At 46.3% G+C, this 25,905-nt stretch carries 23 protein-coding genes, 2 tRNA genes and 2 pseudogenes; 18 read left to right on the top strand and 9 right to left on the bottom strand.

Going from position 1 to position 25,905, the window contains the following annotated elements:
- Positions 1 to 191: 191 nt before the first annotated feature.
- The 3 genes and pseudogenes from B0181_RS10040 to B0181_RS10030 form a co-directional block, all read right to left on the bottom strand.
- Positions 192 to 968 (bottom strand): ABC transporter permease, encoded by a 777-nt coding sequence (locus tag B0181_RS10040; RefSeq protein ID WP_078277362.1) that lies wholly within the window; start codon positions 966 to 968, stop codon positions 192 to 194.
- A 110-nt stretch (positions 969 to 1,078) separates the two neighbouring features.
- Positions 1,079 to 2,065, bottom strand: a pseudogene (locus B0181_RS10035) (ABC transporter ATP-binding protein); the annotation flags it as partial.
- Between the two features lie 335 nt (positions 2,066 to 2,400).
- Positions 2,401 to 2,973, bottom strand: coding sequence for a c-type cytochrome (locus B0181_RS10030; RefSeq protein ID WP_078277360.1), 573 nt, complete (start codon positions 2,971 to 2,973; stop codon positions 2,401 to 2,403).
- A 786-nt stretch (positions 2,974 to 3,759) separates the two neighbouring features.
- Here B0181_RS10030 and B0181_RS10025 point away from each other — a divergent pair.
- Both B0181_RS10025 and B0181_RS10020 read left to right on the top strand, forming a co-directional pair.
- Positions 3,760 to 3,836: transfer RNA gene (locus B0181_RS10025), tRNA-Arg, on the top strand.
- 181 nt (positions 3,837 to 4,017) lie between these two features.
- Positions 4,018 to 4,203 (top strand): hypothetical protein, encoded by a 186-nt coding sequence (locus B0181_RS10020; RefSeq protein WP_078277359.1) that lies wholly within the window; start codon positions 4,018 to 4,020, stop codon positions 4,201 to 4,203.
- A gap of 178 nt (positions 4,204 to 4,381) precedes the next feature.
- On the opposite strand, the gene B0181_RS10015 is transcribed toward B0181_RS10020, so the two are convergent.
- Both B0181_RS10015 and B0181_RS10010 read right to left on the bottom strand, forming a co-directional pair.
- Positions 4,382 to 5,161 (bottom strand): TatD family hydrolase, encoded by a 780-nt coding sequence (locus B0181_RS10015; protein ID WP_078277358.1) that lies wholly within the window; start codon positions 5,159 to 5,161, stop codon positions 4,382 to 4,384.
- Between the two features lie 172 nt (positions 5,162 to 5,333).
- Positions 5,334 to 7,019, bottom strand: coding sequence for a mechanosensitive ion channel family protein (locus tag B0181_RS10010; RefSeq protein ID WP_078277365.1), 1,686 nt, complete (start codon positions 7,017 to 7,019; stop codon positions 5,334 to 5,336).
- A 409-nt stretch (positions 7,020 to 7,428) separates the two neighbouring features.
- Between B0181_RS10010 and B0181_RS10005 the strand changes: the two genes are divergently transcribed.
- The 6 genes from B0181_RS10005 (at position 7,429) to dinB (ending at position 14,685) form a co-directional block, all read left to right on the top strand.
- Positions 7,429 to 9,297: a TonB-dependent receptor plug domain-containing protein gene (locus tag B0181_RS10005; RefSeq protein WP_078277357.1), complete on the top strand. Its 1,869-nt coding sequence runs from the start codon at positions 7,429 to 7,431 to the stop codon at positions 9,295 to 9,297.
- Positions 9,298 to 9,514: 217 nt separating this feature from the next.
- Entirely contained in the window at positions 9,515 to 10,891 is a 1,377-nt protein-coding gene (ahcY, locus tag B0181_RS10000) for an adenosylhomocysteinase (protein WP_078277356.1), read from the top strand.
- A 243-nt stretch (positions 10,892 to 11,134) separates the two neighbouring features.
- Positions 11,135 to 12,100 (top strand): methylenetetrahydrofolate reductase [NAD(P)H], encoded by a 966-nt coding sequence (gene metF, locus B0181_RS09995; protein WP_078277355.1) that lies wholly within the window; start codon positions 11,135 to 11,137, stop codon positions 12,098 to 12,100.
- Between the two features lie 40 nt (positions 12,101 to 12,140).
- On the top strand, positions 12,141 to 12,695 hold the full coding sequence (locus tag B0181_RS09990; protein WP_143821602.1) for a DUF1294 domain-containing protein: 555 nt from the start codon (positions 12,141 to 12,143) through the stop codon (positions 12,693 to 12,695).
- Positions 12,696 to 12,831: 136 nt separating this feature from the next.
- Entirely contained in the window at positions 12,832 to 13,554 is a 723-nt protein-coding gene (locus tag B0181_RS09985; protein WP_078277353.1) for a 16S rRNA (uracil(1498)-N(3))-methyltransferase, read from the top strand.
- Positions 13,555 to 13,596: 42 nt separating this feature from the next.
- A complete protein-coding gene (dinB, locus tag B0181_RS09980) occupies positions 13,597 to 14,685 on the top strand; it encodes a DNA polymerase IV (protein ID WP_078277352.1) in 1,089 nt (362 codons plus the stop codon).
- A 249-nt stretch (positions 14,686 to 14,934) separates the two neighbouring features.
- Here dinB and B0181_RS09975 read toward each other — a convergent pair whose 3' ends face one another.
- A complete protein-coding gene (locus tag B0181_RS09975) occupies positions 14,935 to 15,630 on the bottom strand; it encodes a pirin family protein (protein ID WP_078277351.1) in 696 nt (231 codons plus the stop codon).
- Positions 15,631 to 15,844: 214 nt separating this feature from the next.
- Here B0181_RS09975 and B0181_RS09970 point away from each other — a divergent pair, with 214 nt between their 5' ends.
- Together B0181_RS09970 and B0181_RS09965 are read left to right on the top strand one after the other, a co-directional pair.
- On the top strand, positions 15,845 to 16,156 hold the full coding sequence (locus tag B0181_RS09970; RefSeq protein WP_078277350.1) for a BrnT family toxin: 312 nt from the start codon (positions 15,845 to 15,847) through the stop codon (positions 16,154 to 16,156).
- A complete protein-coding gene (locus B0181_RS09965; RefSeq protein WP_078277349.1) occupies positions 16,131 to 16,379 on the top strand; it encodes a hypothetical protein in 249 nt (82 codons plus the stop codon). Before B0181_RS09970 ends, B0181_RS09965 begins: the two co-directional genes overlap by 26 nt.
- 77 nt (positions 16,380 to 16,456) lie before the next feature.
- On the opposite strand, the gene B0181_RS09960 is transcribed toward B0181_RS09965, so the two are convergent.
- From B0181_RS09960 to hflX, 3 genes are all read right to left on the bottom strand, one after another.
- Positions 16,457 to 17,149 carry an LrgB family protein gene (locus B0181_RS09960; protein WP_078277364.1) on the bottom strand — a complete coding sequence of 231 codons (693 nt, stop codon included), beginning with the start codon at positions 17,147 to 17,149 and terminating at the stop codon, positions 16,457 to 16,459.
- A gap of 16 nt (positions 17,150 to 17,165) precedes the next feature.
- Positions 17,166 to 17,585 (bottom strand): CidA/LrgA family protein, encoded by a 420-nt coding sequence (locus tag B0181_RS09955; RefSeq protein WP_078277348.1) that lies wholly within the window; start codon positions 17,583 to 17,585, stop codon positions 17,166 to 17,168.
- Positions 17,586 to 17,913: 328 nt separating this feature from the next.
- Positions 17,914 to 19,293 carry a ribosome rescue GTPase HflX gene (hflX, locus tag B0181_RS09950; RefSeq protein WP_078277363.1) on the bottom strand — a complete coding sequence of 460 codons (1,380 nt, stop codon included), beginning with the start codon at positions 19,291 to 19,293 and terminating at the stop codon, positions 17,914 to 17,916.
- Positions 19,294 to 19,460: 167 nt separating this feature from the next.
- On the opposite strand from hflX, the pseudogene B0181_RS12295 reads away from it, so the two are divergent.
- The 8 genes and pseudogenes from B0181_RS12295 to B0181_RS09910 all read left to right on the top strand — a co-directional run.
- Positions 19,461 to 19,883: pseudogene (locus B0181_RS12295) on the top strand (putative toxin-antitoxin system toxin component, PIN family).
- A complete protein-coding gene (locus tag B0181_RS09940; protein WP_078277347.1) occupies positions 19,880 to 20,131 on the top strand; it encodes a hypothetical protein in 252 nt (83 codons plus the stop codon). Before B0181_RS12295 ends, B0181_RS09940 begins: the two are co-directional and overlap by 4 nt.
- A 94-nt stretch (positions 20,132 to 20,225) precedes the next feature.
- Positions 20,226 to 21,122, top strand: coding sequence for a dihydropteroate synthase (folP, locus tag B0181_RS09935; RefSeq protein ID WP_078277346.1), 897 nt, complete (start codon positions 20,226 to 20,228; stop codon positions 21,120 to 21,122).
- Between the two features lie 179 nt (positions 21,123 to 21,301).
- Positions 21,302 to 21,386 (top strand) — tRNA-Leu (locus B0181_RS09930).
- A 353-nt stretch (positions 21,387 to 21,739) separates the two neighbouring features.
- Positions 21,740 to 22,162, top strand: coding sequence for a hypothetical protein (locus B0181_RS09920; protein WP_078277344.1), 423 nt, complete (start codon positions 21,740 to 21,742; stop codon positions 22,160 to 22,162).
- 57 nt (positions 22,163 to 22,219) lie between these two features.
- Complete coding sequence (locus tag B0181_RS12150) at positions 22,220 to 22,390, top strand: hypothetical protein (RefSeq protein ID WP_158078966.1); 171 nt, start codon at positions 22,220 to 22,222, stop codon at positions 22,388 to 22,390.
- A gap of 101 nt (positions 22,391 to 22,491) precedes the next feature.
- Positions 22,492 to 25,371: an Ig-like domain-containing protein gene (locus B0181_RS09915; RefSeq protein ID WP_078277343.1), complete on the top strand. Its 2,880-nt coding sequence runs from the start codon at positions 22,492 to 22,494 to the stop codon at positions 25,369 to 25,371.
- Positions 25,372 to 25,510: 139 nt separating this feature from the next.
- A partial coding sequence (locus B0181_RS09910) for an IS1595 family transposase (RefSeq protein ID WP_143821559.1) occupies positions 25,511 to 25,905 on the top strand: 395 nt, incomplete at its 3' end.

The raw sequence follows: 25,905 nt of genomic DNA, 5'->3' as shown, positions 1-25,905 counted from the left end.
GCTGATCTACTACAGCCCCTAAATTTTAAACGCTTTGCCAATCAAGCGTAAATACAAACCGCCAACCCAAATCAAACCATCAAGCCAGCCACCAGCAATCGCCTAAGTATATCACGTCAAGCCATCAAGCGCACGGCAACTTTGTTAGTTATCCGTTACCAAGCCTAAGTCGCCATCGTCAATCCAGTCAATCACGAAATGCGCACACGACTGCCGTCTTTTAATAGACGATACGAAATCACATAAAACACCACGCAAAACGCCAAAATTGCCGTCAGCGAATACACCACATTCACATCAGAATAGCCTAAAATGCCATAACGAAAGGCGTTTACCATGTAGACGATTGGGTTGATGAGCGATACATTTTGCCAAAATGGCGATAAATTTTCCAGCGAATAAAACACACCGCCCAAATACGTCAGTGGTGTCAGCACAAAACTTGGAATGATGGAAATGTCGTCAAACGAACGCGCGAACACCGCATTGATAAATCCGCCCAGCGAAAACAGCACGGACGTACCCACGATGGTTAAAATCATAATCGGCAAATGCGCAATGCTTAATTTGGTGAAAAACAGCGCAACCACACTCACAATCAGTGCAATCGCCAAGCCACGAAACACGCCGCCGCCCACATAGCCGAATAAAATGGCGTGCTTAGAAATCGGCGACACCAAAAGCTCATCAATACTGCCGTGAAATTTACTGCTAAAAAAGGACGACGCCACGTTTGAGTAGCTGTTGGTGATGACCGCCATCATAATCAGCCCCGGCACGATGAACTGCATATAACCCACACCGCCCATTTCGCCCACGCGCGAGCCAATCATCTTACCAAAAATCACGAAATATAGCGTCATGGTGATGACAGGCGGCAATAAAGTCTGCGGCCAAATGCGCAAAATACGCTTGATTTCTTTATTCATCAGCGTGCCAAAGGCGATTAATTGTTTGCGCTGATTCATGCTTTTTCTCCTGCGGATTTGGCTTGGCTGTGATTGTCGGGTTGTTGTTTGGTGGATCGTTGTTCAGCGGATTGTTGTTCGGCAATGTCCGCCATAGAACCATCGCCAAAATGACTGTCCACCACACCCATAAACAACTCTTCTAGGCGGTTTGCCTTGCCACGCATACTTTGCACCAAAATACCGTGTGCATTCAGCTGAGCGAAAACGTCGTTCAGGTTTTGGGTGTTATTCAGCGTAATTTCTAGCGTTCTGTCATCGCTCAGCGCCGCTTTTACCACACGTTCAAACAGTGGCACGCTCGCCAAAGGCTGCGCCAAATCAAACACAAAAGTCTCGCGCGACAGCTGCCCAAGCAGCGTTTTCATCTCGGTATTAATCAAAATTTCGCCATGATTTAAGATGGCAATGCGCTTACACAGCTGCTCAGCTTCTTCTAAATAATGCGTGGTCAAGATGATGGTCGTGCCTTCTTCTTGGTTGATTTTTTGCATAAATTCCCACATCGAGCGTCTAAGCTCAATGTCCACGCCTGCGGTCGGCTCATCTAAAATCAAAAGTTTTGGGCGGTGCATGAGTGCGCGCGCAATCATCAAACGGCGCTTCATGCCGCCAGACAAAGAGCGCGCCTTGGTGTGGCGTTTTTCCCAAAGCCCTAGCGACTCCAGCAAAAACTGCGCACGCGGCAAGGCGACAGATTTTTTAATGCCATAATATCCCGCCTGAGTCAGCAAAATGTCTTGGCATTTTTCAAATTGGTTGAAATTAAATTCTTGCGGCACAACGCCCAAAAATTCCTTGGCACGGCTTGGCTGTTTTTGTAAATCCACGCCAAAAATCTCAACGCTGCCGCTGCTCATCGGGAACAGCGAGCTGATGATGCCAATCATCGTAGATTTGCCTGCGCCATTTGCACCAAGTAATGCAAAAAATTCGCCCTGCGGCACGGTCAAATCCACGCCTTTTAAAGCGGTAAAACCGTTGGCGTACGTCTTTTTTAGGCCTTTAATCTGCAAGGCTGGCGTGTGCTGCGTGGCGTGTGAATTGGTATTTTGTGAGCTGGCAATTTGCAAGCTGGCACTTTGTGAATTTGTCATTATGATGTGTTTGTTATTTTGGTTAATTATCTAAATAATGTCTAAAATCTGTCTAAATCTGCTACTGGCGCATCGCTGGACGCGCGCCTTGCCCAAGCTTTATAAGGGCAAAGCAGCCAATTTTAAAGGGCAAATGACTCTATCAAGCGGTTTTGCCTGCGTTTTTATCGGTGTCTTTGCCAGCGTTTTTGTGATGATAAAATCCACTTAAATCTTATAAACTTATTTGAGCAAATCCATTTTACAAACCCAACCAAAAACAAAGCCCACCGTAAAGACGGGCTTGTCTTGCGCCGCTGCATTAAAACACAAAAGGCGCACGGATTAAGGCGTGATTAGCTTGATTTTTCAACCATGTAATCCACAGCGTTTTGCACTTCTTCATCAGAAATGTCTGCGCCACCACGAGCAGGCATGGCGTTAAAGCCGTTGATGGCGTGGTCGTACAATGTGGCAGTACCTTTAGCGATACGCGCTGACCAGTCGCCAGCATTGCCCACTTTTGGTGCGCCAACCAAGCCAGAATCGTGGCAAGTTGCACAGATGGCTTTATACAAGCTCTCGCCATCACGTGCTTGACCTTCTACAGCAGGTGCAAGTACGGTGATGTTGATGTCGCACTCTTCGCCATCAAAGCAAACTTTGCCGTATGGCGCAATGCGTGATACCAAGTTTGGATACAAAGCGATCAATTTTTTCACTTGGTCGCTGTCTTCTGGAATTGGGTCGGCAGCAGCGGCAGCTTCATCGGCAGCAGCTTCGGTGGCGGTCGCTTCTTCGGCGGCAGCGTCTGTTACCACTTCGGCAGCTTCAGGCGCAGCTTCGCTTGCTGGCGCAGCTTCTTGGGCGTTGGTCGTCATGGCAGAAATCGCCAACAACACAGCAGATAGCAGTACAACTTTTTTCATCGTCATATTCTCGTCTTAGCCTTGAGCATAGCTCTGGGTGCGTTGAGCGCTGAAAAAGACAGCTGGCTCACACGAAATGAATTTTTCCTTGATGATTAAGGCAAAGCGCTTAACCATGATACAAACTATTGATTTAAAACAACATATTTTCAAGCCGTCTAAAAATCAAGCACAGCGGCTGCGTGAAAATATGCTTTAAAATAAATCTATTTTGTCTATTCTACCAAAAATCCTGTGATATTGTTAGGGTTTTGTTTACTTTTTTTTCGTCATCTTAAACAAACTGCCGCAAGCCAAGCTGACAAACCTGCTTAAGTAAAGTTTTGGGCAGGTTTTTAGGGCGAGTTTTTAGGGCGAGTTTTTAGGGCGAGTTTTTAGGGCGAGTTTTTATGGCAAACACGCCAACTTTGGCACTTCATTCATGAATTTAAACAAGAATTTAAACGCAAATTTAAATCTTGACTGATGACGCTTTGTCTTTTACACTTAAGTTTAAAGTTCGACCCGTAAGCGTTTCGGACGTTGAATCAGCGGTTTCTGCACAGTCAGATCCAGCCAGAACACGGGTGAACTTCCCTTTTTCACGCTTTATTCTTATCAATATCCGCCAAAATCACCGCCTTTACCAAATCCTTAAAATCAGCAAAATTTCACCAAATTGACAAAAATTCAGCGATTTTCACCATCAAACGTGGTTTTTTGTCAAAAAATTTGGTAGAATTGATGGGTTTTTGGTGCGTTTCGTTTACTTGTTTTGTGAAACACAATACCATCAAATAAAAATTTGTGCTTGTAGCTCAGTTGGATAGAGTGTCAGCCTCCGAAGCTGAAGGTCGCGGGTTCGATTCCCGCCAAGCACACCAAACAACATTTCAAGGCTTTTTGGCATAGTTCAAAAAGCCTTTATTTTTTCAAAAATATGGGTTTATAAGGGTTTTGGGCGGTTTGGTAGTTCGTGGTAGTTCATGGTAGAGCGTTGCAAGACGCATAAAATTAACCTATAATTTAGCCTATACGAGTTACCACAAAATTATAGATAACTTCATGCTTACAGATACCAAAATCAAATCGCCAAAAGAATTTACCCACCCAGCCGACACACCTTTACCACCAAGCCAAGAAATCGGCACGCTAGCAAATGTACCCAGTATTTTTAAATCGCTGAGCGATAAAATGACTTACGAATTTGAACGCACAGAACTAGACGACCTAGAACGTGATAATGGCTAAGCATTTTTTGCAAATAGCATACTCTCAAATACAAATGCGCTTTTCGTTCACTTTTGCCAAATTAAACCGATAAAAACATCACAAATCAAAAAATGCTGGTATATTTGCTGGTATACAAGTTTTCACAAAAAAGACTTCCTTTTTAAGAAAGCCTTTTTATCACCGCAAAATCACCCCGTCATTTACCCGCAAGCAAGCGATCAAAATTGTCGCTGGTGATTTGTCCGATTTCTTCGGCGGATTTGCCAAAAACCTTCGCCAAAGCAGCTGCCACATGCGGCACAAAAGTCGGCTCATTTTGCTTGCCACGCTTTGGCACAGGCGCAAGATACGGACTGTCCGTCTCAATCAAAATGCGATCCAATGGCAATTTTGCCGCCACATCACGCAGCGCTTGCGACTTATTAAAGCTGACAATCCCAGAAAACGAAATGTACAGCCCCAAATCCAGCGCACGCTTGGCAAAGGCATAATCTTCGGTAAAGCAGTGGATAATCCCATGCTCACAGCGCTCAGCCATGAGCAAATCCAGCGTGTCATGATAAGCTGAACGCGTATGTACGATGATGGGTTTTTTGGCTTGCTGGCTTGCATGAATGTGCGTGGCAAAGCTGTGTTTTTGCGCCGCCTTTTTGCCATCGTCCCAGTGATAGTCAAGCCCCGTCTCGCCAAATGCCCACACCTTATCATGCACGCGGCTGAGCAAATCTTCTTCGGTTACGCTTGCCAGCACTTCCGCAGGCTGACAAGGGTGCAGCCCCACGCTCATGCCGATATTAAGCGTATCGTCTGAGCGGCTCGTCCACGCCGCGATGTCGTCAAATTCGTCAAACTGGCACATGATCGCCATCGCGCGTGAAACTTGCGCCTGCTTCATGGCGGCAATCAAGCCATCGCAAGCGTCATCATAATGCTCAAGATTTAAATAAGTCAGATGACAATGACTGTCTGTAAACATAAGTTAACTCATTGAATTTAAATAAATAATTGGCAAGTTGTTTTAAAAGCAAGCCAAATTAAAACCGCACTCTAATGCCAAAATCAGCCGCACATTGTAACACGTTTGGCAAAACAAGAAAACTTACGCCTCACACCTTGCAAAAGCCAGCCTGCCAAATCACCGCACAAACCTACTGCGCCAAATCGTCCACCTTAGCATCTGCGTCCGTTTTGATGGCGATTTCTTGGCTTGGCAAGGCGTGCTCTACGTCGTATTCGCTCACTTTGTGCAGCACATCAATCAGCATTTCGCTTTGCTTGACATAAAATTCGCTCACGTCCAAAGTCGCCACATAGCAGCGCATTTCCACCACATAGCAATCTTGGCGCAGCTCGCTTAGGCGCACCAGCGTCCATTCGTCATTGACGTACGGATGTCTTTCTAAAAATTCTTGCAAGTCTTTGATAAGTCTACCAATTTCTCTCGGATTGGCGCTGCGTTTTAGGTACAAATTATGAAAAAAGTAGAACATATCACGCTTGGCGTAGTTTTCAATTTGCAGCGCACTAAACTCACCATTTGGCACGGTTACGATGGTGCGATTGAGCGTGCGCAGGCGTGTTGAGCGAATGCCGATGTCAATCACCGTGCCTTCCATCGTGCCAAAACGGCAATAATCGCCCACACGCACAGGACGGTCAGCCACCACAACCACCGAACCAATCAAGTTTTCAATGGTTTTTTGCGCACCAAAAGCAAGCGCCAAACCGCCCACACCCAGCGCGGCAATCCCTGTCGTCAAATCAAAGCCTAAGTTGCCAAAAATAATAATCATCGCCAAAATCAGCATCAGCACCTTGGCAATTTTGCGCAGCAGATTTAAAATAGACACCTGCTCAGGGCGATTTAGGCGCAAACTGCGCGCTTCGGCACGGTTGAACAGTGCGTCCAGCAGGCGCAAAGCCAGCCACGCCGCCGCTCCCCACGCCAAAATCTCGTTCACTCGCCCAAAAGAGCTTCTTAATGTTACTGGCACGCCAAGCCGCACCATCGCTTCAGGCAGCAAAAACGACACGATAATCACCGTCAAAGGCAGAATAATCTTTGGCGTAACACGAAATTCCTTTTTGCGCAGGCTCACATAGCCCACTTTCCACACGCCATACAGCACCCACACCGCCGCGTACACCACCACGCCCAGCATCAGCACCAGCATCAAAAGCGCCACCAGCTCGCCAGATTTCACGCCAAACACGCCATTGACATTACTGCCAAGCACGCCATCGCCCAGCTTGTCCACGCCAAATCGCTGCGCCAATGTGGGCGTTTGGCGCGTGTCGCTCGGCAATTTTTCCAGCGTCTCGCCTGCAAATTGCCAAAACACCACGCCATCATCGCTCACACGCTTGGCAAGCAAAATATCAAACTGCTGATTCATCAAATGAATCGTACCAACTTTATCAATGTCGGCAGGCAAATTATCCGATAAGTTGCCGTCTGCTGCGCCGCTGATTTGCAAATCAGGGTCAAGTTTACCGCCTGCGTCCAGCGCATTTTTTAGCCGTGTAACGATTTCGGCATTTGGCGTGTCGGTATTTGCCAAAAACCGTCCGTCCAGATAATTTGCCGCAAGCTCATTATCGTGATTGGCAATCGCACGGATAAAGCCCTGCACCGTGCCGCGCGGCGTATCTCGTCCAAAGCTGTCTTTGCTCGCTTGCACGCTTTGCGCTTCATCGCCCGTCAAGGCACTGGCAACCGAAGCTGCCTGCACGCTAAACATCGCCCCAAACGCCAAAACCACAATCAGCAAAGGCGCAATCAACCGAAACACAAGGCGTTTGGCTGTGGATTTGTCATCAAACCGACTGTGCATGGCATGATGAGCGGCTAATTTCGTGGTGTGTTGAGCGGTTTTTATCATGAATTATCCTGCTTGTTTTGATGCGGCTGTTTTGGCGTAAAAAGCATTTGAGTTCAGACCAAAGCCGATTTTAAAGCAAAAATCATCTAGGCTAAACGTCAAATTAAAAAGCCATCAAGCGCCCATGCTATCAAGTTTATGGCGTAAACTCAAGCCAAGCAGCATTTTTACCAAGTTCGTTCCAAGTGTTTTTAATTTTGCTCAACCTAACATGAAAATTTTTCAAGTATTTTTTTATAAGTTGAAATTATTTTTAGGTATAATAAGCAGTCTTTAACAACCCTTTCTTTTTTGTTATTTTTTATTGTTTTGGTTGCGCTTTTGTGTGTCAAAATATTCATCAGATGATTTAGGTATTTTTATGTCAAATTTAACTTTGCGCCGCAGTATCATCGCTGCTTTTTCCGTTGCTGCCTTGCCTGCTTTTGCCAATGACGCAGACAGCCAAGAGCCTGTGGCTATGCTTGATCCTGTGGTGGTAACAGCCACTCGCCTAGATGAGCGTGTCAGCCAAATTCCAGCGCGCGTAACGGTGATTGGCGAGCGTGAAATCCACGAAAATCCTACGCAAAATCTTGCCAGTGAACTACAAAAAGACGCTGGCATTTCTATCAAGCAATCAGGTGGTATCGGTCAGATTTCTGAAATCGCAACACGCGGCTCAAACGCCAATCACACCTTGGTACTAAAAGATGGTGCACGCCTAAACAGCCAAAACCATCTTGCGCCGCTGTATCCTGCGTTTTTTGATTTGACAGACGTTAATCAAATTGAAATCGTCAAAGGCCCAGCTTCTGTACAGCACGGTGCAGACGCCATCGGCGGCGTGATTCAAATGCGCTCACTGACACCGAAAAAATCAGGCGTACAAATCACAGGCGTAGGCGGTGAAAATGACACTTACAAAGCCATCGTAAAAGCCGATTTGGTCGCGGACAATGGTCTATACGCCAGCGTACATGGTCAAAGATTAGAATCAGACGGCACGCGCGTTTTGAGCAATCAAGGACGCAACCAAAATGCCAGCTACGACCAAAAAGGCTATGGCGCTAAAATCGGCTACGACAAAGACCGCCTAGACGCCAGCATCGCCATCAGCCAAAACGAAGGCGTAAGCCAATATTATCACCGCAAAACCAAACAAAACAATGCCGAGCGTCATTTTGAAAACCGTCTAGTAAACGCCAAAGCCAGCTACGACATCAACGAGCAAATTAAAGTTTCTGCACGTTATTCAGATTTTAAAGACGACCAACAAGTCATTGACGACAACCCAAATCACTTTGACACTCAAAACAAAGAAGGCGATGTCAATGTCAAATGGCAATTTACGCCAAACCAAAACATCTTGGCAGGCGTAAGCTATCTAGACGCAACATTTAAAAGCGGCGATGTCAAAGACGGCAAGCAAAGCAACGATTCTTATGGTTATTATTTGCAACATCAGTACAATGATGACAAATTCAACACCCAGCTTGGCGTGCGCCTAGAAGATAACGAACGCTTTGGCAATCACACCGTAGGTCAAGGTGCGGTGCGTTATCACTTCACGCCAAATTCAAGCGCTTACGTGAACATCGGTTCAGCATTTCGTGCGCCTGCTTTGACAGAGCTTTATTATTTTAGCGAAGGTCAATGGGGCAACACTTATGGCAATCCTGATTTAAAACCAGAAGAAAGCCTAAGCTATGAAATCGGCTTTGACCAAAACATCGGCAAACACACCAAAGCCTATATTTCTGCGTATCACACCGAAGTGGATAATTTGATTGCTTATCAATCCGCCTACCCAAATTTTACTTATGTGAACATCAACGAAGCGACCATGACAGGCGGTGAAGCTGGCGTGAAATGGCAAAAAGATGACTACTTTATCAATGCTGAATACGGCTATGTAGAAACTGAAAATAAAGCCACAGGCAAAGAATTGGCATATCGTCCAAAACAAACCTTCACGTTGGGCGCTGGCGTTGCTAATGAACAATACGGCGCAAACGTCGCTTTGGTGGCGCGCACTGGTGCTTATGCTAATGGCAACAACACCGTCAAAGTGCCGGGCTATGTGAGCGTTGATGTTGGCGGCTACTGGCAAATCAATCCACACGTGAAATTCTTTGCCAATATTGAAAACATCGGTAACGTTGAGAACAGACAAGTGGACAACTTGGGCAATGGCTGGTACGTCAATGGCGGACGCTTTACTTCAGCAGGTTTGACGTTCAGCTACTAAACCCAAGCGATTTATCATCGGATAAATTCACCGCAAAAGCCCCAATTTCGGGGCTTTTTCTTTGAAATTTTGTGTAGATTGTTTTATAATATTAGGTTTAATTTATGCCAAGAGATGTTGCGTCTTTTTTAAGTCAGGCTTGGTTTGGTGATGACAACCATAAAACAACGACATCTGCGTTTTTAATTTTTTAAACATTTATTTTAAGGAAAACTGTATGAACGCAGTGTCAAATTTCACCGATTATAAAGTTGCTGACATCACTCTTGCTGATTTTGGCCGCAAAGAAATCAAACTTGCCGAAGCAGAAATGCCTGCTTTGATGGGACTTCGTAAGCGTTATCAAGACGCACAGCCTTTGGCGGGCGCAAAGATTGTCGGCTGTATCCACATGACCATTCAGACAGCCGTGCTGATTGAAACTTTAGTAGCGCTAGGCGCAGAAGTTCGCTGGACGTCGTGCAACATTTTTAGCACCCAAGACCACGCTGCTGCTGCCATTGCCGCTGCTGGCATTCCTGTTTTTGCTTGGAAAGGCGAAACCGAAGAAGAGTATGTTTGGTGTCTAGAGCAGCAAATCCACAAAGATGGCGCGCTGTGGGACGCAAACCTAATTCTTGATGACGGTGGCGATTTGACCGCCCTGATTCACGACAAATACCCACAAATGCTAGAGCGCATTCACGGCATTTCAGAAGAGACCACCACAGGCGTTCATCGCTTGATTGAAATGCTTGCCAATGGTACGCTAAAAGTCCCTGCGATTAACGTCAATGATGCCGTTACTAAGTCCAAAAACGACAACAAATACGGCTGCCGCCACTCACTAAACGATGCGATTAAACGTGCCACCGATATGCTGCTGTCTGGTCGCCGTGCGCTGGTGATTGGCTATGGCGATGTGGGCAAAGGCTCGGCGCAATCGCTTCGCCAAGAAGGCATGATTGTGCGTGTGTCTGAGATTGACCCAATCTGCGCCATGCAAGCGTGCATGGACGGCTTTGAAGTGGTGTCGCCTTATATCAATGGCGAAAACACCAACAGCGCAGCAGGCATTAACACCGCCCTACTTGCCGACACCGATTTGATTGTTACCACCACAGGCAACTACCACGTTTGCGACCGCCATATGCTTGCCGCCTTGAAAAAAGGCGCGGTGGTGTGTAACATCGGACATTTTGACACCGAAATTGACACCCAATTCATGCGTGATAACTGGCGCTGGGAAGAAGTCAAACCGCAAGTTCATCAAGTGTTCCGCTCCAATGCAGACGATGATTATCTGATTTTGCTTGCCGAAGGTCGCCTTGTCAATCTGGGCAACGCCACAGGCCACCCTTCTCGTGTGATGGACGGCTCATTTGCCAACCAAGTGCTGGCGCAAATGCACCTATTTGCTGAAAAATTTGCCGACCAAGACGCTGCCACTCGCCAAGTGTACGTTAAAGTTTTGCCGAAAAAACTGGACGAAGAAGTCGCTGCCGCTATGGTGGCAGGCTTTAATGGCGTGATGACCAAACTCACCGAAGAGCAAGCCAAATACCTAGGCGTGGCGGTTGATGGCCCGTTTAAGGCGGAGAGTTATAAGTACTAAAAGTACAAGCAAATAACAAGCTGGGTTTGAATAGGTTTGAATAATTGCTGTCAAGCCAGCTTGTTTGCGTGCTTTAAACGTTTTTTAAAACCCAACGTTTTAAAAACGCACGTTTTCACGCTTACTTTCCAAAATATATTTGTGCGCTTTGCCAAATTTAACCAGCAACAAAACGAATAAATTTGGCAAAACACAAACCTAACACCTTATCATCTAAAATTATCACACAATCAAGAAATCATCATGAACCAACAATTCCTAGACCAACTTGCCGCCTTGGAAACTTTGGCAAAATCGCTAAAAACTGATTTGGGCAATCATTTGGCAAAAGGCGTGCAATCAGCCGCAAGCCAAGCTGCGCCATCGCATAAGCCGAAGTTTTCTTTTGAGTTTTTTCCTGCCAAAACCGCAGACGCCCAAGAAAAGCTCACGCAAACTTTTGATGAATTAAACACCTTAAATCCGCAATATTTTAGCGTTACTTATGGCGCAGGCGGCAGCACACGCGACACCACACTTGGCATTGTCAAAAATCTGCTGGCACGCAGCGATACACCGATTGCGCCGCATTTGTCGTGCATTGGCGACAGCAAAGCTGAGATTGGCGAGCTTTTAAACATCTATAAAGCCATTGGCGTAACACGTTTGGTGGCGCTGCGTGGCGATTTGCCAAGCGGTCAGGTGAACATGGGCGAGCTGCCTTTTGCGGTGGATTTGGTGAAATTTATCCGTGAGCATTCTGGCGATCATTTCACCGTCAAAGTTGCTGCCTATCCAGAAATGCACCCACAGGCGAAAAACTTCAGCCAAGACATTGATAATTTGGTCGCCAAGCATCACGCAGGTGCGGCAGGTGCGATTACGCAGTTTTTCTACAACCCAGAAAGCTATCTGTACCTGCGCGACAAAGTAGCGGCGCGTGGCGTGGATTTGGATAAATTTGAACTCACCGCTGGCATCATGCCAATCACCAACGCCAGCAATCTGATTCGCTTTGCCGACAGCGCAGGCGCAGACGTGCCACGCTACATCAGAAAGCAGCTTGCCGAATATGGCGATGACAGCAAATCAATCCGTGCGTTTGGCTTTGAAGTGGTGCTAAAACTGTGCGAACACTTGATTCGTGAAGGCGTGCCAAGCCTGCATTTTTACACCATGAATAAAGTCAAGCCAAACAAAGAGCTGGTGGAAGCGCTGGGCTTGGTATAAAAACCGCATACCTAAAATCAGCAACCAAGCCCTATCAAAATTGGCAACTGGAGCTTGTATTTTGACGCTCAAAAAGCCGACAAATAAAAGACTGGCAAGCAAAAAGCCAGCCGCCTTGCCAAAGCGCAAGCAAAGCAAAAACCGCAGCCAATCGCAAAACCCAAATACAAAAATGGGCGCAAAACTGGGCGCAAAATCTGCAAACACAGCAAGCAAAGCTGTACATACCCGCAAAAACGACACCGCGCTTGATGTCATGTGTGTACTTGCTGCGCTGTTTTGCTTGCTTGTTGCTGCGCTTGTGTGGCTTGGGCGGATTGATGTGCTGGCAATGGGTTTGTTTGCTGTCGTCAATGCGCTCACTTTTGTGCTGTACGCCTACGACAAACACGCCGCCAGCACCGATAAAGCACGCATTGCTGAGCGGCATTTGCAGTATTTGCACCTTGTTGGCGGCTGGGCGATGGCGGCTTTTATGCACAAATTTTTACGCCACAAATCAAGCAAGCTCACCTTTCGCCGCACGTTTTATTTGGCAAGCCTGCCCAGTATTGGCTTGGTGCTGTATTACTGCTGGCGGTTATTTGCAAACTAACGAAATCATCAGCCCACCTGTTTGAATTGATTTTTCAAACAATGTTTTACAGTGAAGACCATCACAAATCATCAACCGTATTTTTCGCAATTTCCCTGAAAACCACCACTCAAATTTAGCCCAAATTCATCACATCATGAACCGATTTTTTGTTGATTTACCGCTTGCCACCAGTCAAACCATCACCCTGCCAGATGTCGTGTATCGCCATTGGTGCAAGGTTTTGCGTGCCAAAATTGGCGATACAGCGGTGCTATTTAATGGCAAAGGCGGTGAATTTAGTGCCACGCTGAGTGCCATTGATAAAACGTCAGCCAGCGTAGAGATTGGCGCACATCACAGCGACAACCGCACACCGCCACACATGGTAACGCTTGGTCAAGTGATGAGCAAAGGCGATCGCATGGATTACGCCATTCAAAAAGCCACCGAGCTTGGCGTGCATCGTATTCAGCTTTTGACGTCCGAACGCTGCGAAATGCGCCTAAAATACGAGCGCGACCAAAAAAAACTGACGCATTGGCAAAACATCGCCATCGCTGCCTGCGAGCAATGTGGGCTAAACATCGTGCCAGAAATTCTGCCGCCAATGGACGTGCGTGAGTGGGTCGGTGTGGCGGACGGACTAAAAATCGTGATGGCGGTAACGGATGGCAAATCTGCCCTGCCTACGCCTTTGCCCGAGCGTATCAGCCTGCTGATTGGCGCAGAAGGCGGACTGAGCGCCGATGAAATTCACCTTGCCTGTGAGCATGGATTTATCCCTTGGACGATTGGCGAGCGAGTTTTGCGCACCGAGACGGCAACCGTGGTTGGTTTGAGCGCATTGCAAGTTTTGGCAGCAATTTCCAGCCGATAACCCTGAATAATGGCGATGGCGAATGGCGGACGGTGAATATTTATGACACAGCGCAAAATCATTCATCTGGACATGGACGCATTTTTTGCCAGCGTGGAGCAGCGCGACAACCCTGCCTATCGTGGCAAGCCGCTCATCGTGGGCGGCGATCCCAATGGGCGTGGCGTGGTGGCAGCGGCAAGCTATGAAGCGCGTGCCTTTGGTGTGCGTTCTGCCATCAGTTGCTACGAAGCCAAAAAACGCTGCCCAGACGCGATTTTTGTGCGTCCACGCTTTGAAGTGTATCGTGCCGTCAGCCAAGAAATTCGTGCCATCATGGGCGAGCTGACCGAGCTGGTTGAGCCATTATCCCTAGACGAAGCCTACTTGGACGTTACTGGCAAAACCGCCCATCAAGGCTCTGCCACGCTGATGGCAAATTGGCTGCGCACCGCCATCTACGAGCGCACAGGGCTGACCGCATCCGCTGGCGTGTCGTTCAATAAAATGCTTGCCAAAATCGCCAGCGACATTAACAAACCCAACGGCATTGCCATCATCACCCCAGCGCAAGCCCAAGATTTTATCGCCGCCTTGCCGATTGAGCGCTTTCACGGCATTGGCAAAGCGAGCGCCAAACGCCTGCACGACATTGGCGTAACCACAGGGGACGAACTGCGCAAACTACCGCTTGCCACGCTGGTGGATTTATTTGGACAAAAACGCGGACAATTTTACCACCAAATCGCCCACGGCATAGACGACAGAGCCGTCAAAGCCGAACGTGTGCGCAAATCCATCGGCACGGAAATCACCTTTAGCGAAAATTCACTCAATGATGATTTTATCCTAGGCAAAATCTACGAACAAGCCTTTGAAGCCTTTGGCGAAATGAGCGCCAAAGAACTGTGCGCCACCACCGTTACCCTAAAAATCAAATACGCCAATTTTAACCAAATCACACGCAGCCACACCGTCAAAACCCCCTTTAAAAACGCCAACGCCGCCGCCCTATGGCTAAAGGAACTCTACGCCCACACCGACAAGCATTTGCCTGTGCGCCTTGTGGGCGTAACGTTTTCGCACCTAAGCCCTGCCAGCGTGGCGTATCGTCAGTTGGATTTGTTTGAATGGGAAAATAAATCAGCATAAATCCGCTAACTTAAACACAAAAAACCAAACCGCGCTGCTCGGTCTGGTTTTTGATAGAAAATAAGTTTTAGCAGCTGGTAGGTTGGGCTGGTGTTAGCGCAACCCAACGTTTTTAAAAATAACTTATCAAATTTATCATTTGAATTGGTAATAATCCGTAAGTTGGGTTAGTAAAGCGCAACCCAACATTTTTACAAGATAAATCACCTAAGTTGTTGGATTGACAAACCCAACCTTAAAACCCACCAATCATCTTGGCAAATCAAACAACAAAAACTCCGCCGCAGCCGCAGCCGACACATCAAGCATGCTTTCGTCCATAAGTTTTAGCGCATCGCCTGCGTGATATTCCACACCATCCACCGTAATGCTGCCTTTGGCGACTTGCAAATAATAAGCGCGCTCAGCGTCCAGCGTCAGCTGCTCACTGTGCGTCTCATCAAGCTGATAACGCCAAAGTTTCATGTCTTGATACACCATGAACGAGCCGTCTTGCGCTTGTGGCGATAAAATCAATGTACCGCCAAGTTTATCGGCAAACGCCTTTTGCTCATAGCGCGGCGCGACGCCCAGCACATTTGGCATGATCCAAATTTGAAATAAATGCAGCTCGTCCGTCTGGCTAGGATTAAACTCCGAATGCACCACGCCTGTGCCTGCCGACATGATTTGAAACTCGCCAGCTGGCACGGTTTCGCTGTTACCCATGCTGTCTTTATGGGCGATTGCGCCGTCCAGCACATAGGTTAAAATTTCCATATCCTTGTGCGGATGTGGCGCAAAACCGCCTTCCGCCGCAATCCAGTCTTCGTTAATCACACGCAATGCCGAAAAATTCATGTGCGCAGGGTCGTAATAATTGGCAAACGAAAAACTGTGGCGTGATTTTAGCCAGCCGCCATGTTCTGCATAGCCGCGCTCGCCAGAAAGTCTTGGAATAATCATAATCGCTCCGATGTTTGATGAATGTGCAGGCTTATCGCCCAAGTGTGATTATTATAATGGTTTATCACTTGGCAAAAAATAGTGATTTTGTTAATGGTTGGTTTACTAGTAGGAAATTTAAACATGAAGGCGATGAATATTGCATAAATTTGCCAATGTGCTATCATAAAGACAAACCATCTTATAAGCAAATCACACTAAAGCAGGCAAAGATATGCCTATTATCAGTCTTTTTGGATTGTGGTTTGAGTGGCACGATCCTAAATTTGAAAAAGTCAATCGCGAACGTGGTTACACACTAGAAGAAATCGCCAGCGTCTTTGATGACGATTATTCCATCACTTTTTACGACAATGGTGAAGCATTTGATGAGCTGCGCCTACTGACCATTGGCATGAGTAATAAATTTCGCTTGACAGCGGTCAGCTGGGTTGAGCGTGGAGACACCGCAAGAATCATCACTGCATTTGCACCTGCCAAACAACAGGAAAAAAAATACCATGCAAGACGTAAAACAAATCATTGATTATTATCACAACATCAGCGACGCCGATTTGGTAGAACACAATCCAGATTTTATTGTGAAATTCAAACAACGCAAGGCGCAATTTTTAGCCAATCAAAAACAAATTTTAGGGCTTGATGACGATGTAGCAACGTGGCTTAGCCATCAAGATCCCGATACCAAATCTGCCGTCAATACCTTATTGAAAAATCTGATGCAAACACAAAAAGCTGTTGTTTATTAAAATAAAACGGTCGCACCAGCAAAGACCTTAAACAAAAAAAACGAGACCTAACCGTCTCGTTTTTATCATTTGGTAAGTTATCCTAATAACCACACCAGCACCACAGGCAGCCACACCGCCGTTACCAGCCCGTTAATTGCCAAGCCAAACGCCGCATAACGCCCTGCCGTTGGACTGATTGTCCACGCTTCCACCGTACCAATGGCGTGCGCCACCAGCCCAAGCGACAAACCCTGCGCGCGCTCATCTTTGATATTTCTAAACAAAATTCGACAAATCCCTGCGCCCAAAATCCCAGATACGATGATGATTAAATTTGCCATCACCAAAGGCGCATCAATGATTTGGGCGATGGACAGCCCCACAGGCGTGGTTACTGAGCGTGTGGCAAATGCCAAAATCGTCTCCATATTCAGCGCAAACGCATACGCCAAACCCATCGGCAAAAGCGCACCGACCACACTGGCAAGCACCACCACGATGGATAATTTTTTGACAGGCAAGCCCTTAAAATCCATGCCTGCCAAAGGCACCGCCAAAAGCACCGTGCTATAGCCAAGCAAGCGGTCAAACACAGGCTTGGCGTTGGCATAATAATTTTGGTACGGCAAACCAATCACAAGCAAAATCAAAAGCGTCAGCACGATGGCAATGATAATCATCGGCACGCCACGAATGTAGTGATTTAGGTAGCGAAGCACATATTTTGAACCAACGTGCGCAATCAGCGTTACAATAAACGCAATCACAATCGTTGTGCTGTCAATCATCGGCATGGCACGCTCCCTATTTATCCGCGCTGGCTGCTTTTGCGCCGCCATCGTCTGCCAGCCACAGCGCACCAAGTTTGGCAAACGCCCACAAAGGCAGCACCACGCTGATGATAATCACCACCGACACCGCAGGCAAATCTGCGCCCAAACCAAACAACAAAATCCCCGCCCCAGCCGACACAGGCAAAAACGCAAAACCGCTGTCCACCAAAAGCGTGCTTGCTGCCGTGGATAGCCAATTTGGCAAACCGCCACGCCACGCACGCCACGCCACCAACGCCAAAAACAGCGCCACCAAACCCACGATATTTGCCGCTGTCGGCATACCAAAAGCCGTGCAAACGACAAGCGCAAGCTCACGCACCGCAATGACAAGCACGGCAGTGGCAGTAAGCGGCAGCCAAAGTTTGGGATTAAGATAAGGCGACTTCATGGCAAATCCTTGTCATTACAACGAAAGTCCAAAAATCATTACAAGCGTCTGGCGCTGATGTTTTACGTTTGGCGCAATGATTTTTGAATTTTAGCGACTAACAGCTAATGATAAGCTATTTAATCACTAGTCTGTGTATCGGTCAAGGTTTTGCCAAGAAATGTTCGGTATTTTGATTTCAAATGGTGATTTTTCTAAATTTATTATGGTGAATTTGCGTGTTAATTGATTGATAATGGCGGTGCAAATTACATTTTTAACTTTAGTCAAGTTTCCAAAAACAAACTTGCCAAATTTACAACTTTATCAAGCCAGCGGCTCACCAAATCTACCTACAAAACTCATCCAAATCGTCATCATCTACCACCGCCACATCAGGTTTTTCAAACTCTTCTAGCTCAGGCAGTAGCATAGCGGCTTCATGTGGTGGCAACACATCAAAAGGCTTTAATCCATGCTTACCCAAAAGCTCTTGTAATTTTGATTTGGCAAGCGACACCGTCAAGCACTCCGCGCCAGTTTCGTCAAATTCACGCGCCACAATCACCCCAAGCTCATGCAGCACATTGCTCAGCTGCCCTGCGTGATACGGCAAAGTCAAATGAAACTGCGCCACACCGCCCACCAAAAGCTCACTCACCGCAAGCGAAAGCTCGTCCATGCCCAGCCCATCTCTCGCCGACACATACACACGGCTTGGCACGCCCGCTTCTTTATAATAAATCGCAGGCGGCTCACCGCTTTTATCAATCTTATTATAAACCAGCAAAATCGGTGCGTCCGCCTGAATCTCAGCCAGCACCGCATTCACCGCTTCAATCTGCTCGTGCCGATCATCGCTCGCCCCATCAATGACGTGCAGCAGCAAATCCGCTTGCAACGTCTCTTCTAGCGTGGCGTGAAAACTCTCCACCAGCTCATGCGGCAAATGGCGCACAAAACCCACCGTATCAGCCAGCACCACATTGCCCACGCCTGCCCAGCGTACCTTGCGCAAGGTCGGATCGAGCGTGGCAAAAAGCTGGTCGGCGGCATAGATGTTATCGTCTGCCAAGCGGTTAAACAGCGTGGATTTACCTGCGTTGGTATAGCCCACCAAAGAGATGGTCGGAATGTCGGATTTTTGGCGCTTGGCACGTCCTTGTTTGCGTGTTTGCTTGACTTTTTCTAGCTTGGTTTTTAGCTGACCGACACGAATTTGCAACAGACGGCGGTCGGTTTCCAGCTGCGTTTCGCCCGGCCCACGCAAACCAATACCGCCTTTTTGCCGCTCAAGGTGCGTCCAGCCACGCACAAGTCTTGTGGCAAGGTGGTTCAGCTGCGCCAATTCCACCTGCAATTTACCTTCATAAGTGCGAGCGCGCTGCGCAAAAATATCCAAAATCAGCCCCGTGCGGTCCAGCACACGGCATTTGATTAGACTTTCTAAATTACGCTCTTGGCTTGGCGTCAAATTGTGATTAAAAATCACGATGTCTGCGTCATGCTCGCTCACCGCTTGGGCGATTTCTTCTGCCTTGCCCGTACCCACAAAATACTTGGCGTGCGGCTTGTTACGACTGCCTGTAATGATGGCAAGTTCGCTTGCACCCGCCGAATGCACAAGCAAGCGAAACTCTTCTAAATCATCAGGATCGCTCATCTCGCGAATGTCTAAATGCACCAAAATGGCGTTTTCACCGCCGTCATGTCTGTCAAAATATTGCAAATTTTTTCCCAAAATAAAAAGAATGTTAACCCAGCAACTTAAGCCAAGCATTACAACACAACTTAAATTGTGTTACAACCACAATTTTTCAAGCAAACCAACATCAAAAGCCAGCTTGCCTTGCCAACACAAGCATGGCATAATAAATCAAGCAACAAGGAAGTTTTATGCACCACATTGTTATTGATACAAACGTGATATATTCGGCGCTGATTTCGTCTCGTGGCGCTTCCCATCGTTTAATCAGACTGCTTAGCGATGAAAGATTTTGCACGCATTTATCAGTATCGCTGCTGTTTGAGTATGAAGATGTCTGCAAAAGACTTATCGGCGAGACATTATTAACTGCAGCAGACATTGATGCGCTACTAAACTATATTTGCAGTATTAGCCAGCACCACCGCATTTACTATTTATGAAGACCTTTTCTTCAAGACCCAAAAGATGATTTGGTGCTAGAGCTTGCTGTTACAGCAAATTGCGATTATATCATCACCTACAATCACAAAGATTTTAAAGGCTGCGAGCAATTTGGCATTCGCACGCTGACACCGAAGGAATTTTTACAAAAAATTGGGGAGATTTCATGAGCAACATCCAACTACAAATCCCAAATTCTTTGTATCGCAACGTTCTTGCGATGGCTCAAGCAGACGACACAAGCGTCAATGAATTTATCAACCGCGCCATTGCCGAAAAACTGATGCAAATGCGCAATGATTCGTCTGTTGAGCAGGCATATCTAAAGCACCGTGCCAACAAAGCCAGCCGAACTGACTTTGAGCAAGTTTTGGCAAAAGTTGCCAATATCACGCCAGCAGCCGAAGACAGATTGTAATTGTTATTGTAATCACATCAACCCATAAAATTAACATGGCTGTAAGTCGCAAGCCATCAAATTTCATTTTGCAAACTTTTACCATACAACCATCATGCCCATTTTCACCCCTTTGCCAAACAAGCAAATCCACTTTAAAAATAAAACGCTCAACCTTGCCGAACCAAAAGTGATGGGCGTGCTAAACGTTACGCCTGACTCTTTTTCAGATGGCGGTCGCTTTGATACGGTAGAAAACGCCCTGCGCCATTGTGAAGAAATGCTAAATTATGGTGCAGACATCATAGACATTGGCGGTGAATCCACTCGCCCCAATGCCGCCATCGTCAGCACCGACACCGAACTTGAGCGTGTCGTGCCTGTCATCAGCGCCGTTCGTCAAAACTTTGGCAACGATGTATGGCTTTCTATTGACACCAGCAACCCTGCCGTCATGCAAGCTGCCATCAATGCAGGCGCAGACATCATCAATGACGTGCGCGGACTAAGAAAAGATGGCGCAGCCCAAGTGGCAGCAGCGCTTGACTGCCCTGTCATTATCATGCACTCACGCGGTGAACCCACCACGATGAACAGCCTAGCGCGGTACACAGACGTCATTTCAGAGGTCAAATCCGAACTGCAAACCGCCATCACAGCCGCCAAATCCGCAGGCGTACGCCACGAAAACATCATCATTGATATGGGCATGGGCTTTGCCAAAGACCATGTTCATCACCAAAAATTACTGGCAAATTTGCATGAATTTATCACACATTTTGACTTGCCCATGCTTTTTGGCGTGTCCAGAAAGCGTTTTTTGGGCGAATGCTTAAACGCCATGAGTTTAGAATATCTAAATAATCATACCGCACAAGACAGAGATAACATTGGCACATTGGCGCACATTTTCGCCCTGCAACAAGGCGCAAGCATTGTGCGTGTGCATGATGTCAAACCCATGGTACAAGCGGCAAAATTCTGGCAAATGATGAGTGCTTTTGATAGATAATCAGCCGCACAGGCAAGCAAAATCTTGAAAATAATTGCTTAAAAATCATTATCTTATAAAAATTTTTGGCTTTTTTATTAAAATTTGACAAAAAACACTTGCCAAATTATAAAAACTCTATATAATACGCACCATCAACCGCACAGCAGCATTGAAATCTGCTGGTTGGATAAAAACTTGGGGACGTGGCGAAATTGGTAGACGCACCAGATTTAGGTTCTGGCGCCGCGAGGTGTGAGAGTTCGAGTCTCTCCGTCCCCACCATGTTTTTATAAGGTTGTAAGAATTGATAAACCGATGAGCTTAGCTTGTCGGTTTTTTGTTTTTATGACAATTTCTCGCCTTTTTTGCCCATCTATTTTGGCAAATACAGTCAAATCAACCAAGCCAGCGCCAAACACTCCGCTAAAACCTTCCAAAACACACGCTGATTTGGCTACGCTTGCCACCTTTTTTCACGCCACATTCTTTGATGAGTTTTTCTTGATAAAATCCCAAAAATCAAAAAAAAAAAAAAACGATTTGCATAACTTTACAATATGTAGTATAAATGTAAGTTGCATTTAAAAATGCAAAATAATAGCAATTTTATTACTGTTTGTTACTAAGGACTTGCAATGAGCAAACAATTAGTTATTACCCAACATGGCGTAACGACCGCCATCAACCCAAAAGACATCGCTTCTTTGGCACGCAATGCACAAGGAAAACTGGTACTGACTTTAAAATCTGGCAAAGTCATCGTCCTAGATGAACCGCAAGACGAAATGGCGGTGCAAAATGCCATGGGCGAAACCGAAGTGGTGTTTAGTAATGCCAGCAGCGATGATGAGCTGATGACGCTAAAAGACCTACTCAAAGAAGATAAAGACGCACTGGCATGGCTGTCTGACGACAATGGCTGGCTGTACGCTGGCGCAGCAGCACTGGGCGTTGGCGCAATCATTGCGGCAAGCAATGACAGCAATGGGGGGGGAACGCCTCAGCGTCTAATGACACCTCTAAAGACACCACAAACACAGGCACGACCAAACCTGTAACCGACACCCCTACCGCAACAAAACCTACCACCAAACCTGCCAGTGGTGGAACGCAGAATGTTTCACAAACTGAACCAACAAAAACTGAACCAACAAAAACTGAACCAACAAAAACTGAACCAACAAAAACTGAACCAACAAAAACTGAACCAACAAAAACTGAACCAACAAAAACTGAACCAACAAAAACTGAACCAACAAAAACTGAACCAGCGCCTATCAAGCTAACCGACAGTGCCGCTACATCACAAATCATTGCGCAATACGGTGATAAAACAAATTATGCTGTCGAACGGGTCGATCATCTGGCTTACAGCCAAAATGGATATTTGTCTCGCGAAATTGAATTTGAAATCACAACCGACAGCGGCAACCTTTATCTAGACCTAGAAGGTTTTGACGCCAACGCCAACTATCACTACACCCTAGAAGGCCCTATCTCTATCAGTGGTGCAAAAAATCTACCTGTAGACGATCGTCTTTTTGAAGCTTTGTACGATGACGAACTGCCCGCTGGCAAATACAAACTAAACATCATTGGCAACTTTACAGACATTGATGCAGCAGTTATTTTAGAACACATCACCAAAACCCCAGCAGAAGGTTTTACGGGTTTTGACGCCCCAACTGGCAATATCCTTGCCGACAACACTGGTAAAATCACCAAACTTGACGATTATAAAGTCAAAGTTGGCGATGCAACTGTTGATTTTAGCGAAACTGACAGCCATAGCCTAAATCTTGACAAAGGTGTTTTGACCATCAATAAAGATGGTAGTTATACCTATCAAATTTATGGTCATAACTACGAATACGTACCAAGTGCGGACATCGCTACCACGCTCAAAATCCAAGTGCTAGACGCAAAAGACAATGTACTAAAAACACACACGCTAAACATCTCTGGCGACACCACACCACCAGCGGCAGGCACATTGACGCTAAAAAATTTTGTGGATACTGGCGTGTCTGACAGTGATAAAATTACCAACAACACCTATTTTACACCTGTCGTACAAGACGCAGAAAAACACGCCAGAACCATCATTGAATACTCTGCCAATAACGGTGAGTATTGGGGTGAGCAGCGAGAAGAAAATGGCTACCTCAACCCACTTCAATACGCTGGAGATGGCACTTACCAAATCCGCGGCAAGGTCATTGATGCCGCTGGCAACGTAAGCTACACCAATGTGGAAACGGTAACGATTGACACTACAGCCCCAACGCTCAGCGAGCAAGCTGTTTCAACAGATGGTATAATTACTGGCAAAACCGAAGCTGGTGCAACTGTGGTTGCAAAAATTGGTGATGAAGTTATCGGCACGACAACGGCTGATAAAGACGGCAATTTTAGCATTGCCACTGGCAAAACCAATGGCGAAAGCATTCAGCTTACCATCACGGATATTGCTGGTAATAAGCTAACCAATAGCTATAGCGAATATGATGATTACGGCTATTATATTGGTCAGCAAGAAGATGACTTTGTTACAATTACTGTTCCTGATACCACTCCACCAGCAGCAGGTACATTAGTGCTGGAAAATTTTGTGGATACTGGTGTGTCTGATAGTGATAAAATTACCGATAATATCTATTTCACGCCAGTTGTACAAGGCGCAGAAGCTCACGCCACAACAGAGATTGAATACTCTGCAGATGGTGAAAACTGGGGTGCTGATGGCGTTTCAGGAGATGGCACTTACCAAATCCGTGGTAAAGTTACCGATGTCGCTGGCAACGTAAGCTATACCAATGTGGAAACGGTAACGATTGACACTACAGCCCCAACGCTCAGCGAACAAGCAGTATCTACAGACGGTATTATCACTGGCAAGACCGAAGCTGGTGCAACTGTAATCGCTACGCACAATGGCGAAAAAGTTGGTGAAGCCGTTGCTGATGAAAATGGCAACTTTAGCATTGCGACTGGCAAAACCACCAATAATGGCGAGCGTTTTGAGCTTGCCATCACAGATATTGCTGGCAACAAATTAACAGAAAGACATGGTGGATATGGCGAGTACGATGAGTATGGTCAATATATCTGGTATGAAGGTTACGAGAATGATTATATTACCGTTATCGCGCCTGACACCACACCACCAGCAGCAGGCACATTGGCACTAGAAGGTTTCACTGATACTGGCGTGTCTGACAGTGATAAAATTACCAAGTATACATTCACACCTGTTGTGAAAGACGCAGAAGCTGGCGCATATACAAGTATTGAATACTCTACCGATGGTGGCGAGACTTGGAAGCAGTGGACACTAACACCAAGTCAAGTCAATGACCATTGGCATCCAGAAGAGGAGCTAACTTGGTATGATACACCGCTGGTTTCATACAATTACAGCAGTTTTCTTTCTATGGGAATTATTGGACGTACCAATGATGGCACTTACCAAATCCGCGGCAAAGTGACGGACACTGCTGGCAATGTCAGTTACACCAATATAGAAACCGTTACTCTCGACACCACTGCGCCTACAATTAGCGAGCAAGCTATTTCAACAGATGGTGTTATCACAGGCATTACTGAAGCTGGCGCAACCGTAGTCGCTATGTACAATGGCGAAAAAGTTGGCGAAGCTATTGCTGATGAAAATGGCAACTTTAGCATTGCGACTGGCAAGACCGTCAATAACGGCGAGCGTTTTGAGCTTGCCATCACGGATATTGCTGGCAACAAACTAGAGGTGGCTACGCTAGTGCTACAAGACTTCACCGATACTGGCGTATCAGATAGTGATAAAATCACCAACGATAATTCCTTTACACCAGCTGTGCAAGACGCAGAAGCCTACATAATGACAGAAATTGAATACTCTACCGATGGTGGCAACACTTGGCAAAGTAGCAATAACTCTTACTGGAGCGATGGCACTTACCAAATCCGTGGTAAAGTTGCCGATTACAATGATGATGTCAGCTATACCAATGTAGAAACCGTAACGGTAGACACCACCCCACCTGAGTTCACATATACCGAGCTGCTAGACGACAACCAAACCATCACAGGTATTACCGAAGCCTTTGCAACGGTTACTGCCGACAATGGTACTTCAGCAACCGCTAATGAAAATGGCAGCTTTAGCATTGACTTAGGCGCGCCTTATACATCAGGCGAGATGATTGGATTTAGCGCAATGGACTTGGCAGGCAATTACAGCCATGACTATGTGTATGCGCCAATAATGTAACCCAAAACCTATCCAACCCCAAAACCACCCTTTGCCACGCTTGGGGTGGTTTTCTTTTGCTTATCTTTGCGGTGAATTATCTGTTGTTGGTATTGACAAAGGGGCTGTACTAGAATAACAACCATGTTATACTAGTTTTATGAAGATAACCCATTGTAAACTAAGTAAAAAAGTTCAAAAAAGACTACTTGAGTTTTTTGTACTTGAAGTTACTGCTAGAAGTGCAGCTGATTTACTGGGTATTCACCCTAATTCAGCAGCCCTTTTTTACCACAAAATCCGCCTTGTGATAGAATATCACTTAGCTCTTGAAGCCAACACTGTTTTTGACGGTGAAGTAGAGCTTGATGAAAGTTACTTCGGCGGTATTCGTAAAGGCAAACGTGGTCGTGGTGCAGCTGGCAAGACTGCTGTATTTGGTTTATTAAAACGCAATGATAAAGTTTACACTGTTGTTGTTAAAGATACTAAGACAAATACACTAATGCCAATTATCACAAGTAAAATCAAGCCTGATAGCATTGTCTACACAGA

Origin of the sequence: Moraxella caviae, from assembly GCF_002014985.1 — a bacterium.
In the GTDB taxonomy this organism is placed as follows: Bacteria; Pseudomonadota; Gammaproteobacteria; order Pseudomonadales; family Moraxellaceae; genus Moraxella; species Moraxella caviae.
This window is presented reverse-complemented; position numbering and strand designations above follow the sequence as displayed.